Annotated in this window: 15 protein-coding genes, 5 tRNA genes and 1 pseudogene; 11 read left to right on the top strand and 10 right to left on the bottom strand. The window is 37.1% G+C overall.

Annotated elements, in window-relative coordinates:
* Nucleotides 1–84: 84 nt before the first annotated feature.
* Nucleotides 85–450, top strand: a complete 366-nt coding sequence (locus tag MKY60_RS02085; protein WP_093493424.1) for a DUF2188 domain-containing protein — start codon at nucleotides 85–87, stop codon at nucleotides 448–450.
* Between the two features lie 327 nt (nucleotides 451–777).
* A pseudogene (guaD, locus tag MKY60_RS02080) lies at nucleotides 778–2,132 on the top strand (guanine deaminase).
* Between the two features lie 215 nt (nucleotides 2,133–2,347).
* Here guaD and MKY60_RS02075 read toward each other — a convergent pair.
* Nucleotides 2,348–3,127, bottom strand: coding sequence for a YqhG family protein (locus MKY60_RS02075; protein WP_241597539.1), 780 nt, complete (start codon nucleotides 3,125–3,127; stop codon nucleotides 2,348–2,350).
* 26 nt (nucleotides 3,128–3,153) lie between these two features.
* A complete protein-coding gene (locus tag MKY60_RS02070) occupies nucleotides 3,154–4,692 on the bottom strand; it encodes a DEAD/DEAH box helicase (RefSeq protein ID WP_420877788.1) in 1,539 nt (512 codons plus the stop codon).
* A gap of 235 nt (nucleotides 4,693–4,927) precedes the next feature.
* On the opposite strand from MKY60_RS02070, the gene MKY60_RS02065 reads away from it, so the two are divergent.
* From MKY60_RS02065 to MKY60_RS02045, 5 genes are all read left to right on the top strand, one after another.
* Nucleotides 4,928–5,020 (top strand) — tRNA-Ser (locus MKY60_RS02065).
* A 157-nt stretch (nucleotides 5,021–5,177) separates the two neighbouring features.
* Nucleotides 5,178–5,252: transfer RNA gene (locus MKY60_RS02060), tRNA-Met, on the top strand.
* Between the two features lie 3 nt (nucleotides 5,253–5,255).
* Nucleotides 5,256–5,331 (top strand) — tRNA-Asp (locus tag MKY60_RS02055).
* Nucleotides 5,332–5,524: 193 nt separating this feature from the next.
* Nucleotides 5,525–5,600: transfer RNA gene (locus MKY60_RS02050), tRNA-Phe, on the top strand.
* 5 nt (nucleotides 5,601–5,605) lie between these two features.
* Nucleotides 5,606–5,676: transfer RNA gene (locus MKY60_RS02045), tRNA-Gly, on the top strand.
* A 50-nt stretch (nucleotides 5,677–5,726) separates the two neighbouring features.
* Here the strand turns inward: MKY60_RS02045 and tlp are convergent.
* Nucleotides 5,727–5,954, bottom strand: coding sequence for a small acid-soluble spore protein Tlp (gene tlp / locus MKY60_RS02040; RefSeq protein ID WP_338106489.1), 228 nt, complete (start codon nucleotides 5,952–5,954; stop codon nucleotides 5,727–5,729).
* Nucleotides 5,955–6,109: 155 nt separating this feature from the next.
* On the opposite strand from tlp, the gene MKY60_RS02035 reads away from it, so the two are divergent.
* The 3 genes from MKY60_RS02035 to MKY60_RS02025 all read left to right on the top strand — a co-directional run bounded on the left by MKY60_RS02035 (nucleotide 6,110) and on the right by MKY60_RS02025 (nucleotide 8,640).
* Nucleotides 6,110–6,763, top strand: coding sequence for a hypothetical protein (locus MKY60_RS02035; protein ID WP_093494118.1), 654 nt, complete (start codon nucleotides 6,110–6,112; stop codon nucleotides 6,761–6,763).
* Nucleotides 6,764–6,886: 123 nt separating this feature from the next.
* Nucleotides 6,887–7,762 carry a radical SAM/SPASM domain-containing protein gene (locus MKY60_RS02030; protein WP_090564995.1) on the top strand — a complete coding sequence of 292 codons (876 nt, stop codon included), beginning with the start codon at nucleotides 6,887–6,889 and terminating at the stop codon, nucleotides 7,760–7,762.
* Between the two features lie 65 nt (nucleotides 7,763–7,827).
* Nucleotides 7,828–8,640: an aldo/keto reductase gene (locus tag MKY60_RS02025; RefSeq protein WP_241597546.1), complete on the top strand. Its 813-nt coding sequence runs from the start codon at nucleotides 7,828–7,830 to the stop codon at nucleotides 8,638–8,640.
* Between the two features lie 51 nt (nucleotides 8,641–8,691).
* On the opposite strand, the gene MKY60_RS02020 is transcribed toward MKY60_RS02025, so the two are convergent.
* The 5 genes from MKY60_RS02020 to xylA form a co-directional block, all read right to left on the bottom strand.
* Nucleotides 8,692–9,750 (bottom strand): aldose epimerase family protein, encoded by a 1,059-nt coding sequence (locus MKY60_RS02020; RefSeq protein ID WP_340928413.1) that lies wholly within the window; start codon nucleotides 9,748–9,750, stop codon nucleotides 8,692–8,694.
* Nucleotides 9,751–9,774: 24 nt separating this feature from the next.
* On the bottom strand, nucleotides 9,775–10,767 hold the full coding sequence (locus MKY60_RS02015; RefSeq protein WP_340928411.1) for a Gfo/Idh/MocA family protein: 993 nt from the start codon (nucleotides 10,765–10,767) through the stop codon (nucleotides 9,775–9,777).
* A 59-nt stretch (nucleotides 10,768–10,826) separates the two neighbouring features.
* Nucleotides 10,827–11,810, bottom strand: a complete 984-nt coding sequence (locus MKY60_RS02010; RefSeq protein ID WP_241597555.1) for an aldo/keto reductase — start codon at nucleotides 11,808–11,810, stop codon at nucleotides 10,827–10,829.
* A gap of 63 nt (nucleotides 11,811–11,873) precedes the next feature.
* Nucleotides 11,874–13,373: a xylulokinase gene (xylB, locus tag MKY60_RS02005; protein ID WP_241597558.1), complete on the bottom strand. Its 1,500-nt coding sequence runs from the start codon at nucleotides 13,371–13,373 to the stop codon at nucleotides 11,874–11,876.
* A 30-nt stretch (nucleotides 13,374–13,403) separates the two neighbouring features.
* Nucleotides 13,404–14,726, bottom strand: coding sequence for a xylose isomerase (xylA, locus tag MKY60_RS02000; RefSeq protein WP_241597559.1), 1,323 nt, complete (start codon nucleotides 14,724–14,726; stop codon nucleotides 13,404–13,406).
* Nucleotides 14,727–14,903: 177 nt separating this feature from the next.
* On the opposite strand from xylA, the gene MKY60_RS01995 reads away from it, so the two are divergent.
* On the top strand, nucleotides 14,904–15,542 hold the full coding sequence (locus tag MKY60_RS01995; RefSeq protein ID WP_241597561.1) for a YesL family protein: 639 nt from the start codon (nucleotides 14,904–14,906) through the stop codon (nucleotides 15,540–15,542).
* A gap of 102 nt (nucleotides 15,543–15,644) precedes the next feature.
* On the opposite strand, the gene MKY60_RS01990 is transcribed toward MKY60_RS01995, so the two are convergent.
* Both MKY60_RS01990 and MKY60_RS01985 read right to left on the bottom strand, forming a co-directional pair.
* Nucleotides 15,645–16,466 (bottom strand): carbohydrate ABC transporter permease, encoded by an 822-nt coding sequence (locus MKY60_RS01990; protein WP_090565010.1) that lies wholly within the window; start codon nucleotides 16,464–16,466, stop codon nucleotides 15,645–15,647.
* Nucleotides 16,467–16,478: 12 nt separating this feature from the next.
* Nucleotides 16,479–17,357, bottom strand: a complete 879-nt coding sequence (locus tag MKY60_RS01985) for a carbohydrate ABC transporter permease (RefSeq protein WP_090565012.1) — start codon at nucleotides 17,355–17,357, stop codon at nucleotides 16,479–16,481.
* Between the last annotated feature and the right edge of the window lie 143 nt (nucleotides 17,358–17,500).

Genomic DNA, 17,500 nt, shown 5'->3' with positions numbered 1-17,500 from the left:
TAGAATGTCCAAAAAAGCTTTTAATGATTCATTTACGTTTCAGACCCCAAGAAACGGGAAAACGGATGCTAAGGAGGCGTTAGTATGCCATGGAATAAAAACGATTATCCTGATTCAATGAAAAACTTAGATGCAGATGTAAGGGAGAAAGCCATTGAAATTGCCAATGCATTGTTAGAAGATGATTATGAGGAGGGACGAGCGATTTCTATCGCTACTTCTCAGGCAAGAAAAGCAATACATGGTGATGGAGAGGAACGTGTCACATACGAAGTTATTTCTCGTGAAACTGACTGGGTCCTCATGAAAGCAGACGGTAAACGTGCCATAATAGTAGAGGAAACGAAAGAAGAACTACTTCAAAAAGCAAAACCATATGTAAATGAACAAAACGGAATATTAACTATTTATGAGGAAGATGGCTCTATACAGGATACTTTATACGATTGATGAAAGCACAGATACTTTTCTGTGTTTTTTTAAAGATAATGCTGATGGTTGCCATTATTTCAGATGAATTTTTCACTGAATGACTTAATGTTCGGTTCTTAGACTTTTATTAAAAATGCCTCACCATAACGGTGGGGCATTTTTTGAATGAGAAAGTATTAACATATTTGACTTTCTCGCTTATCCCGCTGAAGTCGCCACCTTTCACTCAATTAAGAAAGTAGTATCCAACAAGAAGTATTTGCATAGCCTATCGCATGGCTAAACTAAAGGTAATTAATCCATTACTTTGGTACAATAAACTTATTTAAATGAGGTGGGAATTGTATGAGAGATTATACACAGATTTTTCTAGGGACAGCTTTTACGAGCAAATCCCCAACAGAAGTACAAATATTAAAAAATAATCTTTTCTTTGTGAATGCAGATGGAATGATCGATAAAATTATTGCTCCCGAACATTCAGAATACCAAAATTTAGTTAATTCCTATAAAGGAAAAGAAAATTTCCATCAGTTAGAGAATCATCAATATTTTCTGCCTGGATTTGTCGATTTACACGTTCATGCTCCACAATGGGCGCAGGCAGGAACAGCGCTGGATATTCCACTAAATGATTGGTTAAATACATATACATTTCCAATTGAATCTAAGTTCTCGGATTTAGATTTCGCCCAAAAAGTGTACAACGATGTTGTCAGTACCCTTCTAGCAAATGGAACAACGACGGTTCTTTATTTTGCAACAGTGCATAAAGAAGCAAGTATATTACTCGCACAAATATGCGCAGAAAAAGGCCAACGTGGACTCGTTGGAAAAGTAGTTATGGATAATCCCGAAGAAAATCCAGACTTCTATCGAGATACTGATACAAATACTGCTTTATCCGATACAGAAGAATTTATACTAGCCGTCAAAGAATTAGGTGAGACTTCTAAGCAAGGAGTATATCCAGTTGTAACTCCTCGTTTTATACCAAGTTGTACTAATGAGGCATTACAAGGATTAGGAAATCTTGCAGCTAAATATAATACGCACATACAGTCTCACTGTAGTGAAAGTGATTGGGAGCATAAATACGTCCAGGATCGGTTTCAGAAAAACGATGCGTTTGCTTTAAATGATTTTGGTTTGTTAAGTGATAAATCCGTATGGCACACTGTAATTTTATAAATGACGAGGATGCTGATTTATTTGTTGAAACAGGAACTGCAATAGCTCATTGCCCTATTTCCAATGCCTACTTTGCCAATAGTGTCATCCCAATCGCACACTTCCATTCAAAGGGTGTAGAAATCGGGTTAGGGACAGATATATCAGGAGGTTTTTCTCCGAGTCTTTACGATAATATAAAACAATCGGTAATTTCCTCTAGAATGCTAGAGGATGGAGTGAATACAAAACTACCAGCAGATGAACGTGGAGTTCCTGGGTCACGTGTCACGGTCAACGAAGCCTTCTACCTCGCTACTGTAGGTGGAGGTGACAGTCTTAGCCTGCCTATTGGTCGTTTAGCTGAAAATTATATTTGGGATGTACAAGTAATCGACACAACTAACCTCCCTCTTTATGATTCTAATGATGACTTACAGGATGCTTTTCAAAAAATGATGTATCTTATACGACCTGAAAATATACGAGAAATTTGGGTTCAAGGAGAAAAAGTCCACTCTCGAGGTTAATAATGAATAACTTCTAAAGTTTTTGAAATCATAAACACAGAAAATTTCATATACTTTAGCAAGTCAGTTACTGGTAAACCGCTGATAGGCAGCTAACTCTAAATAGATTAGTATTAACCGTCTACTTCTGCCGCTTTATTTTTCTCATAAAGCGTAAGCATATAACATTGAAACCCATCTTGAATAAAAATTCAAGATGGGTTTTTTAGAGCGGACTATTTTAAATAAAATAGACCTCCGTTTATAATTTCTATCTTTATTCTTGCTTCATACTGTTGTTGTAATGCTGTTTTCTCCATTTCGTAGCTCTCGGGTTTTTCTTCTACACCTTCATAGAAAAATTCTAATACTCGTATATCACGTTGCCACCTTTTTTCCGCTTGTTCTGCCCATGAATGATCATCATTCTGAATGAAATTTTCAACTACTCCATCTAACCGTTCTAAACCACGAATTGGTTTTATAACAAAAGGTAATAGAAAAGCATTAGATGGCATTTCGGGAGCGATATTTATCTCGCTTAAAGAAGCATGAAAGTCCTTTATGATACTGCCATTCATTAGATTAAGACCAAGTGAATGGAGCATTTCTTTCGTTTGGTTACTGTAATATGAAACTTTATAATTCACCACTAGCCACGGAGTTAAAATTGGACGTTTGTTCGATTCCTCCACTTGTTCAAACATTTGGATAAAAGTACCCATTTCATGCGTTACTTGAAAAAGTTGGCCAAGTCGTGGTGATCCGAAATGTACCAATTCTCCTTTAATGTTCTCTTTTAATTTTGTTTGGTCAGTTATTAATGTGAGCTGTGACGGACAAGGTACCCCGCCAACGTTTTCTACGTATTGCCAATAATAGGGTCTATTCATTATTCGTTTATCCATATCAATCGTTAGCTGAACGGTAAGATAATGATCCGTATCATTCACAAACTGACAATTATTTTCAGTGAAAAAAGTTCGCAAATAATGTTGAACCTGTTGCGGATACATATATATCCTCCTTTACATGTCGCAATTTAAATCGTTTTCTTGAAAGCGGACAATATATCATCTAAATCACCTACAACCTTTTCAAAAACATCAATTTTTTTGTAGAGCAGCTGCAAAATATCTATTTCAATGGTATTATCAATTGCCAAATTATATATATGAACATCATGTTCTTGGCCAAGCCGGTGCACACGTCCTATACGTTGTTCTAACTTCATCGGGTTCCACGGTAAATCGTAATTGATCACATGATGACAAAATTGAAGGTTAATCCCTTCCCCACCAGATTCGGTAGCTATCAATACTTGGGCGTGTTCTTTGAATAAATGCTTCATATAATCTCGTTTATTTTTATTGAATTTCCCATTAAAAAGCACACTTGTAATACCTTTTGTATGCAAATACCACTGTAAGTAAGCTTGACTTGCTTTATATTCTGTAAAAATGATTACTTTATCCTTTGCTTGTGAAATTATTTCATATGCTTTTTCTGCTTTTGAGTTTGTCTCTAATGCCATCAACCTTTGCATAACATTTTCTACAGAAGCATTTTCCTCGGGATTTGAACAATTTTGCCGCATTTTATTTAAAGTAAGAAATGTAGCTTCCTTACTACTACACATTTCCTTTTGAAGTGTAATCATCGAAAATGCTCCTGAAAATATAGGAGAGATATTTTTGAGGTTCACTATCATTTCATACACTTCTTTTTCTTCGTTGGAAAACTGTATCGGAATAATATTTACTTGGCGATTCGTCCATTCTATCCCTGTATCTTGTCTACGGTTTCGAACCATCACCTGGTTTACTAATTCTTTCAAGTAATCATCATGCTCTAAATCATGTTTGCTAGCAGAAAATGCCGACTGAAATGCCTCGTAGTTTCCGAGATGCCCAGGTTTTAATAGAGAAATGAGATTAAATAGTTCAAAAACATCATTTTGAACAGGCGTAGCAGTTAAAAGTAAGCAAAACTTCTTCTTTAAACTCTGCACAAATTCGTAAATTTTGGTTTTGTGATTTTTTAACTTATGTGCCTCATCAATAATAATCATGTCATAATCCTGTGCAAAGATGAGCTCTCTATGAGGACTTTTTTTCGCAGTATCCATACTTAAAACGACAACTTCACAATGTTCTAATGGAGTATTTTTCTTATAAGGCACAGCTGGTATATAAAATTTATAATGCAGCTCTTCCACCCATTGATTGATAAGAGAGGCCGGAGCCAATATTAAAGCCTTCTTTACCAATCCACGAACAAGATATTCTTTCAATATCAAACCTGCTTCAATTGTTTTACCAAGTCCCACCTCATCGGCCAAAATTGCTTTTCCATTCATTCTTTCGATAACCGTTTCTGCAACATTCAATTGATGTTCGAGTGGTTTCAAATTAGTCAAATACTTAGGAGATTGAAGGCCTGTAAACTCAGTGATTAAATTGTTTTTTACAATTTCATAGCTCATATTATAAAGGGTCCAATTATCCCATGGCTCAACATTTTCCAACCGTTTGATCAAACCCTCTGCCCATTCCGATGACTTTTCTATAATCATTTCCATCACCTCAAATTACTTTTCCTTAGGTTGTCCCAAAAAGAGAAGTGTATGTTTAAGTTTGTGAAATAAAGAGAAAGTCGATTTTCCGGCTTTAAAATCACAAAGAATCTCCCAAAGACTGCCGTTTTAAAACTAAATTATTTTTTTCACAAAAAAAGATTGCCTTTCTGGTCGATAATGCTATATAATATAAAAGTCGCAAATGATTTGGATTATATCGAATCTATCATTTAACTTTGGAGGAATACCCAAGTCCGGCTGAAGGGATCGGTCTTGAAAACCGACAGGCGGGTCATACCGCGCGGGGGTTCGAATCCCTCTTCCTCCTCCATTTTTATTTTTTTGTTGGTAGTTATAAATTTCTTATTGTCGCGGGTGGAGCAAATCGTCAAACGAAGATGACGATTAACACCGATGCAGGCGAAGCCGAAGCAGGTGTCCTACTTTTTTTGAGCGCAGTATCATGGTGTTTGTAAGTATTTTAACGTCGCGGGGTGGAGCAGTGGTAGCTCGTCGGGCTCATAACCCGAAGGTCGCAGGTTCAAATCCTGTCCCCGCAACCAAATGGTCCCGTGGTGTAGCGGTTAACATGCCTGCCTGTCACGCAGGAGATCGCCGGTTCGATCCCGGTCGGGACCGCCATTTATTATTTTGTGAGATTTAGGATAAGCAAGCTGACAAAGAGATTCGCAGCTTAGCACAAATCGATTAGAAGTTTGGAATAAGCAAACAGGTCGAGGAAACAAATGAGTGAAAGAAGGAACGTACTAAAGTACGTGACTGACTGAACGAATGAAGTTGACGAAGAGATGTGCAGCTTAGTGCAAACTGAATTGGCTCAGTAGCTCAGTCGGTAGAGCAAAGGACTGAAAATCCTTGTGTCGGCGGTTCGATTCCGTCCTGAGCCACCATATATGCGGGTGTAGTTTAGTGGTAAAACCTCAGCCTTCCAAGCTGATGATGAGAGTTCGATTCTCTTCACCCGCTTCATAATGTTAAAAGACCTATTGATCAAAAATCAATAGGTCTTTTTTTGATTATTTCTTTCGATTTTCTGCTTCGTCTAGAATTTCTCTTCGGAAACCTTCAATACTTTCTTTTCGACGTTCGTTTTTCTCTCTAATGGCTTCCCGATTGTTTCCAATAGTGTGTTCCATTGTTTCTTCAGCAGCTTCCATATTATCGATTGTGTTTTTTACCATTTTTTTTAGTTTTTTTGCATTATCTGAACGATCATCTGGGTTTGGTTTATTATTATGAGTCACTTCAATTCCTCCTCTTATTTTTTTGTCATACACATTTTATCGTCTCCTATCTTTTTAAAATTATTCGGTCGTACTTAATTTCTTTCATTCTCTGGAATAATATTTTTTAGTTGGGACAAGATAGAAGGAGAAAATGATGAAGGGCGGTAATGACTATTACTACGGAATGGTTTGACAGAGTAACAGAGGAGCTACAGGATCACTTGAATTCGATTTGTGAAGATTATGACCAAGTCGGTCATATGAATATTAACCGTGCTTCTAAACATCCAAGAATTGAATTTTTTGTTAGTACAGAAGACGAGGAACGAGACTATTTTTGTACCATTCTGTTTGATCCTTATAATGAAGAGTTCTATGTAGAAAGCTTTGATGTTGAACTTCTACAGCCTACCAGAATAATATTGGATGATATAACTGATATTGTAGAAGCTGTTCACGAAAGTTTTCACGAGTTTCTTACGGACGATAGTGATAGTGAACTGTATTATTTGGACGATAATGATGATGACGACGTTGAAGATGACACTGACGAAATCACAGTCGAAGAAATTGATGTGGAATGGGAAACTCCTGAAGTCACTGCATTTCTAATTGATGATGAAATGGAAGTAACTTATCAGTTCGGTGTAGACAGCGCTAATGGTGATGGTGTTCTCCGTAGAGTGAGTCGTATTTGGACAGATGATGAAGAGCTTGAAGACGAAAGTACATTTACTTTTAAAAAAGATGAAGCTAGCACTATTATAGCTATGATCGCTAGTCATATGGATAGAATGGTCGGTTATGATGAAATTATAGACCTATAATTTTATTACACCCCAATTGGTCAGTTGCCATTTGTGGGTGTTTTTTTATATTCAAAATCTAATCAACAATAGGAGATATTCTGATAAAATGAGAGTAATAAGAAATGGAATGGAGAACATACCTTGAAAACCTTTAAGAAAATGTATATTGAAATTACTAGCGTTTGTAATCTTGCTTGCAGCTTCTGTCCACCGACAAGTAGAGCAAAAAATATCCTCAAACTAGATGCATTTAATAAAACATTAGATGAGATTCGACCACATACAAAATATATTTACCTCCATGTAAAAGGTGAGCCACTTTTACATCCACGGGTGGATCAATTATTGGATGCTAGTCATGCCAAGGGTTTTAAAGTTAATATTACAACTAATGGTACCCTTATCAATAAAAATAGACATAAACTATTGGGCAAACCAGCACTTCGTCAAATCAATTTCTCTTTACATAGTTTCGATGGACATGAAGGATCAGAAAATCGCGAGAAATATTTAGGAGATATTCTGGATTTTGTACGAGAAGCCAAGGAACACAATGTTATTATTTCCTACCGATTATGGAACTTACAGAGGGATCAAGTTTCAGAAGTTGCACAACGGAGAAATCGAGAAACATTGGAAATACTTGAAAAAGAATATAATCTAGATTTTAAAATTGAAGAAAAAGTACAACCTGGTAAAGGGATTAAAATCGCTCATAATGTCTACTTGAACCAGGATCATGAGTTTCAATGGCCAAGTTTACTTGCACCAGAGGATGATGGAAAAGGCTTTTGCCATGCTCTTCGCAACCAAGCGGCTATTCTCGTAGATGGAACCGTCGTACCATGTTGTCTAGATGGTGAAGGCGTTATTAACTTAGGTAATATCCATAATAATTCTTTCTCAGACATTATTGAGAGTGAACGGGCAAATAATTTGTATGATGGATTTACAAGAAGAGAAGCAGTCGAAGAAATGTGCAGAAAATGTGGATATAGACAGAGGTTTGGAGTTTGAAGCACTTCTAATGGAAACTAAGTAGTGCAAATGGTAATATTAAATTTTCGAGAGGAGAGATAAATATGGAATTTATTACACTTAGCAATGGTTTGAAAATCCCTCAAATTGGTTTTGGGGTGTGGCAAGTTGACAACGAAACAGAAGCTCCCACTGCTGTAGAAGAGGCTTTGCGAGTCGGTTATCGTCATATTGATACTGCTGCTACTTATGGAAACGAAGAAGGAGTCGCAAAAGGAATTACTTCTTCTGGTGTTGCACGTGAGGACATCTTCCTAACTTCAAAAATCTGGAACGATGATATTCGTGCCGGCCGTACAAAAGAAGCATTCCAAGAATCTCTTAACCGCCTAAAAACTGATTATTTAGATTTATGTTTAATCCATTGGCCAGTTGATGGTATTGTAGAAGCGTGGCGTGCACTTATTGAGCTGTACAATGAAGGAAAGATAAAAGCAATTGGCGTATCCAATTTTAAAGAACATCACTTGGAACAATTAGAAGCAGCTGGATTGATGACTCCTATGGTCAATCAGATCGAGCTACACCCGCAATTACCACAGCACGACTATGTGAATTATTTATCCAAAAAAGGTATTCATGTAGAGGCTTGGAGCCCACTAATGCAAGGGAAGTTCTTGGATTTTGATTTATTCCACCAGCTAGCTGAAAAGCACGGGAAGTCTCCATCACAAATAGTACTTCGCTGGCATTTACAGTTAGGTAGAGTTGCTTTGCCAAAATCGATTACTCCTACTCGCATTAAAGAGAATTTTGATGTCTTTGACTTCGAGTTATCATCTGAGGATATGGAAGCAATTGCCACTTTGGCTACTAACGTTCGCATGGGTCCTGACCCGGATGAAATTCAATTTTAATAGAAAAATGCCGGAAGAAGTGTCTATATACTTCTCTCGGCATTTTTATTATCATTCAATCATGGTAACCCCAAAAGAATAAGTAGTTGTTGATTTATACACTTTTCCTTCTTGTAGGATGGACGAAGGAAAATGAGGATGATGGATGGAATCAGGTGGACCTTGTGTTTCTAAGCATATACCTAAATAATCCCTTAGTTGTTCTCCTCTCATTATTTCAGAGTTGCCCAAGTTATTACCTGTATAGAGAACAACGGCAGATTCTGTCGTTTCTACTACCAGTTGCCGACCACTTGCCTCATCCGTTAATACCATTACACTAGATTCGTTTTCTTTCAATAAAAATGGATGATCATAACCGTTGCCTACTAATACATTTTGGGGATGAACAGAAGTTGCTCCATCAGCAATTTTACGACTCTCTCGAAAATCGAATACAGAATTCTCTACTGGAACTAAATTTCCAGTTGGAATAAACTCCTCATTCAACTCCAAATAAGCAGGACTATCAATCATTAGTTCATGTTCTAATACATCCTTTTTCAGATTTCCACTAAGATTAAAATACGAATGGTTCGTTACATTTAATAATGTGTCCTTATCGGAAATACCCGAGTATGTAATAGATAACGTATCTTCATCATGTAGAATTGTATAAGCTACTTTCATTTCCAGGTTTCCGGGGTAACCCTCTTCCCGATCTCGGCTTAAATAAGTAAACTCGATTGTTGTTTCGTGGTCACCTTCCAGTATAGTAGAATTCCATAATACATGACTGAATCCTTTAGGACCTCCATGTAAATGGTTGTTATTCTCATTCATGGGAATATTGTAGACATCCTCTCCTAAACGGAAGGAACCTCCCTTAATACGACCAGCAACTCTACCTACAACCGCTCCTAAATACTTGGCATTTCGACCGTAATCCTCTAATGTATCGTATCCTAATACTACATTTTCATATTGTCCCCTTCGATCAGATGCTAAAATTTCCGTAATTACGCAACCATAATTCATGCAGGATACTTCAAAACCGTTTTTATTTCTTACTGTAAATAATGTAACGGGTCGATCATCTATAAATCCAAATAGCTTCTCTTGCACTAACACTCACCAATTCAACCCTCTCTTATGCTACTTTATCACTGCGAGTTCTCCAGTTTGAATAGATTGATAACAAGCTTCTATTACTCGCATATTATTAATAGTAGAAGTCCCTGTAATTTCTGGATCACCATTTGTTTGTATGACATCTGAAAAATGCTCCACTTCAAGTCGGTATAAATCCCCGTATACACTCTCTTCACGAACCATATTTGCTACTTGTGTAATAACTTTTCCTACTCCTCCATTGTTATCTGGTCGGAAGGCAAAAGGTACTTTGATTGTGCCTTTTGTACCTATTACTTCATACTCATTCCTTCCAGTCATATCAAAGCTACAGTCAAATATAGCCCGCACGTTTCTACCCATGTTTAAATATCCAAATGTACTCGTATCTACACCTGTTTCAGGGTCTAATTCCGCAAAACATTGCACGGAAACCGGTTCTGAATCTAACAAATAGCGAATTACATGAATGCTATAACAACCAACGTCATAAAGAGCCCCACCACCCATCGCTTTGTCCATTCTAAATTTATCAACACGTGATTGTAAGTAAAAGGAATGACTTGATTTGATAAGCTTAATATCCCCAATTTCGCCTGAGGAAATTATTTCTTTCACTCGCTGATGCTGCGGGTGTAACTGATACATGAAGGCTTCCATGAACTTAACGTTGTTTTCACTACATACTTCTACCATTTCTTCAGCTTCTCGGGCTGTTAGCGCAACTGGCTTTTCGCAGAGTATGTGCTTTCCTTGCTTAGCTGCTTTAAATACCCATTCCTTATGTAAATGATTAGGAAGCGGAATGTAAACAGCTTCTATTTCTGAATCGTTTAGAAGCTCTTCATAGCTTTCATAGGCTTTAGTAATACCTAATTTAGAGGCTACTGGATGCACTTGACTTCCACGACTCGAAATTGCTACTAGCTCTGCATTACTTGCTCTGGAAATTGCAGGTATTAGTTGTTGCTGTGCGATATTTGCCGTACTTAATACTCCCCAACGAATGTTTTTCATCCAATCATCCACCTTTACTTTTAAAATTCAATAACTCGTTTCATTCACACAGAAAGTTACTAATAAACTCCTTTAATTTCCCTGTGGACTTCTTCTTTATAAAATTTAGCTAGTTTCTGCATTTCTTCTGCTTTATATGAACTTACATTCACTGCTTGCAAGTTATCCTTTACTTGAACAACTGTTTTAAAGCCTGGTATGACACATGAAATTTCATCATGCTCCAATATCCACTTCAATGCAGCGCGGGTCATATTATCTCTACCTTCCGCGATCCATTTTAGCTTGCCTGCTAATTCCACGCCTTTTTCTAATCCTAGTCCCGCAAAGGTTTCACCAACATTAAACGCTTCTCCACTTTGGTTAAAGTTACGATGATCGTCTGATTCAAACTTGCTATCTACATTAAATTTTCCAGTCAGCAGTCCACTAGCAAGTGGAACTCGCGCAAGAATCCCAACACCCTTTTCCTTTGCTTTAGGAAATAACTCATCCAACGGCTTTTGTCGGAAGATGTTGAAAATTACTTGAAGGCTACGAACGTTAGGCTGCTCCAAACATAGTAATCCTTCCTCAACTGTCTCTACACTGACACCGTAATAGCGAATTTTCCCTTGCTCCTTTAACCGATCAAGTACATCAAATACTTGACCATCCTTTAAAATTTCTAGAGGCGGACAGTGAATTTGAAACAAATCAATTTGCTCTCTCCCAAGTCGTCTTAAGCTATCCTCACAGTATTTAGTTACACTTCCCATGGAATATGTATGAGGATCATGCACATCAGCTGCTCTACAAAATTTTGTAGCAATATGGATATCTGCATGCTTTCCTTGTGTTGCTTTAGCTAAAAGCTCTTCGCTATGCCCATCACCATATACATCCGCAGTATCGAAAAAGTTTACCCCGTTACCAATTGCATAATCTAGTGCTTTTAATGATTCCTCGTCATTTGTCTTTCCCCATGCTCCACCTATCGCCCAAGTACCAAAGCTTAGCTCACTTACCTGTAAATCCGTACTACCAATTTGACGATAATTCATCATACTACCCCTCCCTTTTGTAAATAAGAGCCCCAACTATTTAGTTGAGACTCTTCATCATTCTTACTTACGGAATTCCAAAAGTGCTTTATTTAGATTCTTCGTTTGGCTGTAGACTTCTTGATAAATAGGAAATAACTTCTTATACTTTTCCACATTTGCTTCAATAGGATTAAACTGTTTATCTTCCTTTAAAAATTCATCTGCACAACCTTTTAATGAATCAAACCATTGACATCCATAAGCCGCCAGCATCGCTGCTCCCATTCCTGGTCCCTGTTCGCTAGATAATCGAACAATTTTTGCATCGAAAATGTCTGCTTGCATTTGAAGCCAATCATCATTTTGTGCACCGCCGCCAATAGATACAATTGTATCTATCAACTTTCCATTTTTCCGAAAAATTTCAATAGATTCATGCAAGGAGAATGTTATTCCCTCTAAAACAGCACGAACAAAGTCTTTACGCTGATGCGAACTATCCATTCCGATGAAACTAGCACGAATAATTGCATCTGCATGCGGGGTTCTTTCACCTACTAGATAAGGGGTAAACAGCAACCCATGTGACCCTATCGGAACATTCCCTACCCCAGATAATAATTCCTGGAACGACTCTTCACTTGCAAAAACCTCTTTAAACCAAGTCAAACTATGACCTGCGGCAAGTGTTACACCCATTGTGTAAAAGGATTCTGATGCTGCGTGATTAAAATAATGAACCTTCCCCTCAAAATCCTTATCCGGGTTTGCTTCATACGATAGTACAACACCAGATGTTCCTATGCTACAAAGTGTTTTTCCATCCTCTAAAATTCCTGAGCCAATTGCACCACAAGCATTATCCGCACCACCTGCAAACACACGAGTTGTTGCTGAAAGACCGGTAGCTTGTGCAACACTTAAAGAAATAGTACCAACTTCGTCATGCGAATTTAACAATGGTGGACACAGACTAGGTTCGATATCCAATGACGCACATATAGGTGTGCTCCATTCTTTCCTACTAACATCCAATATAAGTGTTCCTGCAGCGTCCGAATACTCCATATGAAGCTGGCCTGTGAGCCTGTATCGTAAATAGTCCTTCGGGAGTACAAATGTCTTTGCCTGCTCAAATATTTGTGGTTCATGTTCTTTGACCCATAATATTTTGGGTAATGTAAAACCCTCTAAAGCAGGATTTTTTGTTATTTCAAGCAGTCTATCCTCACCTATCACATCATAAATTTGCTGACACTGAGCTGTAGTGCGTGTATCATTCCAGAGAATTGCAGGACGTAAAACATCATTTTTCTTATCTAATAGAACAAGGCCATGCATTTGTCCTGAAAAACTCATCCCTTCAATATTCGCTACATCGCCTTCAAAATCCTTCAACAGTTCTTTTAATCCCAATAGCGTTTGGTCCACCCAGTGCTCGGGGTTTTGTTCACTATAGCCCGTTTTCTCCTGTATTAAAGGATAGGATTTAGATACACTTCGAACAACTTCCCCATTTTTATTAACTAGCAATATTTTCACAGCGCTCGTTCCTAAATCTACACCAATAACATATTTCATAGCTCAGCTCTCCTACCAAATGCATTCAAATTATTTACTAAATGATTGCAATAAATACTGATTGATTGTCGCCTTGATTTGCTCCAAACGTCCAGAAGTCTGTTTAATATCTTGAAGTCCCAAAGCATACGCCTCTAGCTTATGGAAATCTGTTTTGCCTTCAACAATATCTAGTCCGATACCTTCTTTATACGTTTTGTAGCGTTCATCTACAACATTTTCAAGCACTTTATCATCTATCAAGTTTTGTGCAACTCGCAAACCTACTGCAAAAGCATCCATTCCAGCAATATGTGCATGGAATAGATCCTCCGGTTCAAATGATGCTCTTCTAACTTTCGCATCAAAGTTTAAACCTCCCCTGCCTAGTCCACCGTTTTGCAAAATTTCATACATTGCAAGAGTTGTAGTCCATAAATCTGTTGGGAACTCATCTGTATCCCAGCCTAAAAGTGGGTTACCTTGGTTCGCATCAACGGAACCTAACATTTTATTAATACGAGCATAATGTAGCTCATGCTCAAATGTGTGACCAGCAAGTGTTGCATGGTTTGCTTCGATATTAAATTTAAATGAATTTTCTAAGCCGTAGCTTTGTAAAAATGCATGGGCAGTTGCAACATCATAATCATATTGGTGAGTAGAAGGTTCTTTGGGTTTTGGTTCGATTAAGAATTGTGCATCAAATTCAATTTCTTTAGCATAGTCTACAGCCATATGATAAAAGCGAGATAAGTTATCCAACTCTAGTTTCATATTTGTATTTAGTAAAGTATCATAGCCTTCGCGTCCACCCCAGAAAACGTAATTTTGTGCGCCAAGCTCCTTACCAATTTCTAATCCTTTTTTCACTTTAGCAGCAGAGTATGCAAAAACATCTGCATTACTTGAAGTTGCTGCGCCATGAACAAAGCGAGGGTGCGTAAAGTTATTCGCCGTATTCCAAAGCAATTTTGCTTTACTTTTTTTCATATAATCCTTTATCATGCTAACAATCACGTCTAAGTTATGATTACTTTCTTTAAGATTACTTCCTTCCGGTGCAATATCGATATCATGGAAGCAGAAGAACGGGACATCCATCTTTTCATAAAACTCAAACGATGCCTCTACTCGCGCTTTTGCTAAATCCAACCCACTAAATTTATCCCAAGGGCGGTTCATACTTCCTGCTCCGAAAGGGTCCGATCCATCCATCGTAAACGTATGCCAGTAAGAAACAGCGTACCTTAAAATTTCTTCCATCGTTTTACCGCCAATTTTCTCTTCTGGATTATAAAATTTAAACGCATAAGGATTTTTAGAAGTTGCACCTTCAAATTTAACTTTCTCGACATTTTGGAAATAGACCATTATTTTTACCTCCTGAATTTTATCTACACTAATCACCAACGGTTTTTGTGTGAAATTAGATTGTTTAATTAGTTTGTTAATCATACGAACAAAGTTGTATTATTGTAAATAAAAAGTGTATGCTATTAATAATTATTAAACTCTTGCAAATAAATTGATAACAAAGGACGGTTCTCTATGAATGCAACAAGTAGTTTTATATATAATATTGCCGAATGGATTACGAGATTTGCCTATTTAAACTTGCTATGGATTTTATTTACGATACTCGGCGGTGTGATTTTCGGGTTTTTCCCTTCAACTATTTCGATGTTTGCCATAGTGAGAGAATGGTTGAAAGGTGAAACAGATATACCATTGTTTAGCACCTTTTGGAAATGTTACCGAGATGAATTCGTTAAAAGCAACTTGTTAGGAGTCATAGTCACGCTAATTACAGTTATAATAGTATTGGATCTTTTTTACATACAATCTACTGATAGCAATTTGTTAACTTGGACTTACCTGCCATTGTTTTCTTTTATGTTAATATTCATCATGTTCCTATTTTATCTTTTTCCTTCTTTTGTACACTTCAACTTAAAGTTAGGACAAGTTATCAAAAATTCATTTTTTATCATGCTTATAAATCCAATTACAACTCTACTAATTTTCCTAAGCCTATTACCGTTTTTCTACTTAATAAGCCTTCTCCCTGCAATCGGATTCATATTTGGCGGAAGTGTATACGCTTTTATATCGATGAGGTTTAGTTTACATGCATTTCAGAAAGTCAGCGAAAAGCAAGAAGCATTAAAAATGAGCAATGAAATATAATTTCCCATAGCGTGAAGCTATTTTCTTGTTGTCTAATTCCTGTGCCTATCCCTTCAAGTCTCTTTAGGATTCAGAGCTTACATAGGCACATGATTTTTCTTCTTACCCTTTTACAGCACTTGCAGAAATACCTTCCACTACTTTATTACTAAAGAAGATAAAAGCAATAATGATTGGTAGTACACTTATGATAAGAGTTGCCCCTATTGCACCCCAATCCGTCATATATTGACCGATGAAATTTTGGATACCTACTGTTAATGTTTTGTATTTCTCAGAGCTTATAAATGTATTAACGAACACAAACTCATTCCAGTTATAAATCATATTAATGACTACAGTAGTTGACATTACTGGCACTGTCATAGGTAGAATAACTTGGAAAAACATTCGATTCACTGAGCAACCATCTATAACGGCTGCTTCCTCTATTTCCCTCGGTAGCGTGTAATAGAAACCAAGCAAAATCATCATCGTAATTGGTAGATTATAGGCTGTATATGTAATAACAACTCCCAGCGGATTATCTATTAAATTTACACTTAAAAACATACTGTATAGAGGAATTAGTGCTGAATGGATAGGAATCATAAGCCCTATGATGAACAGGCTAAGAACTGCCCCACTTAACTTCCATCTCATTCGAGTTATCGCAAATGTTGCCATACTTGCAAAAAGTACGGTTAACACTATCGCTAGTGCCGTGATCCAAACACTATTAAAGAAGTAAACTCCTATACCTCCATCCCACACTTTTAGATAGTTTTCCCATCTAAACTCCGAAGGTAATGCAAATGGTGAACCCGCAAATATTTCTCGATTATCTTTTAATGAGAAGATGAATAACCATATTAGCGGGACGATTTGAAACAATGCTACAACCAATAGACTAAAATATAGAAAAAAGTAGCCTACACGCTTCATATACAAACCTCCTTAATATTCTATTCTCTCTTTTGGTGTAGTTAATTTACGAACGATAAAGGTTACGATTAATGTAATGATTAAAAGCAGGAATCCAATTGCACTTCCGTACCCAAAGTTATAGCTGGAAAATGCTAACTTATACATATAGGATGCCATTACTTCACTTGCACCATTCGGTCCACCAGAGGTCATCACATATATTAAATCAAAATATTTTAACGATCCAACTATTGCTAGGACGACCGTCACACTTACTACTTCCTTGATCAAAGGCAACTTAATCTTCGTAGCAATTTGAAATGCAGAAGCACCATCGATTCTCGCCGCTTCGATTAATGACTCCGGAATATTCTTTAATGCAGCATAGTAAATCAAAATATAAAAGCCCGCATATTGCCACAAAATTGGGATGAAAATTGCAAATAAAACTAAAGATGGATCTGCCAACCAAGCAGGAGGATTTTCCACTCCTATTTGTTTAAGAAACACATTTAAAATACCATTCGATGGGTTATACACTTTAATCCAAAGCTGTGCAATCGCAACAGAGGACAATAGCATCGGTATTAAATATATCTTTCTCAACAAATCCGATCCTTTTATCTTGGATGCCAAGATGAAAGATATGGTCAAATAAATGCCTAAACTCAATGTTGAGAATATCGCCAGTAAAAACGAATGATAGGCACTACTCCAAAACTTCATATCTTGCAGACCATTTATATAATTCTCTAATCCAATGAATGTTTTATCCCCTATTCCATCCCACTCCATTAAGCCATAATACCCTGATAGAATTAGCGGAATGAATACTAACACCAGAACTAACAACAGTGCAGGAGAAATATATAAAGCTATTAACAGTTTGTTAGACATTACCTTGTTCAAAACAGTCAACTCCTTCCTTACCAGGTAGAGAAGGGCTATCCAACTAGGCAGGATAACCCTCGTTTTTAGAAATTTCTTTTTAATCCAAAGTCTGAATAATGTTGGTTTCCACTTCAGACGGATACTTTCCGTGGGCACGGCTT

It is taken from the genome of Psychrobacillus sp. FSL K6-1415 (assembly GCF_038003185.1).
In the GTDB taxonomy this organism is placed as follows: Bacteria; Bacillota; Bacilli; order Bacillales_A; family Planococcaceae; genus Psychrobacillus; species Psychrobacillus psychrodurans.
This window is presented reverse-complemented; position numbering and strand designations above follow the sequence as displayed.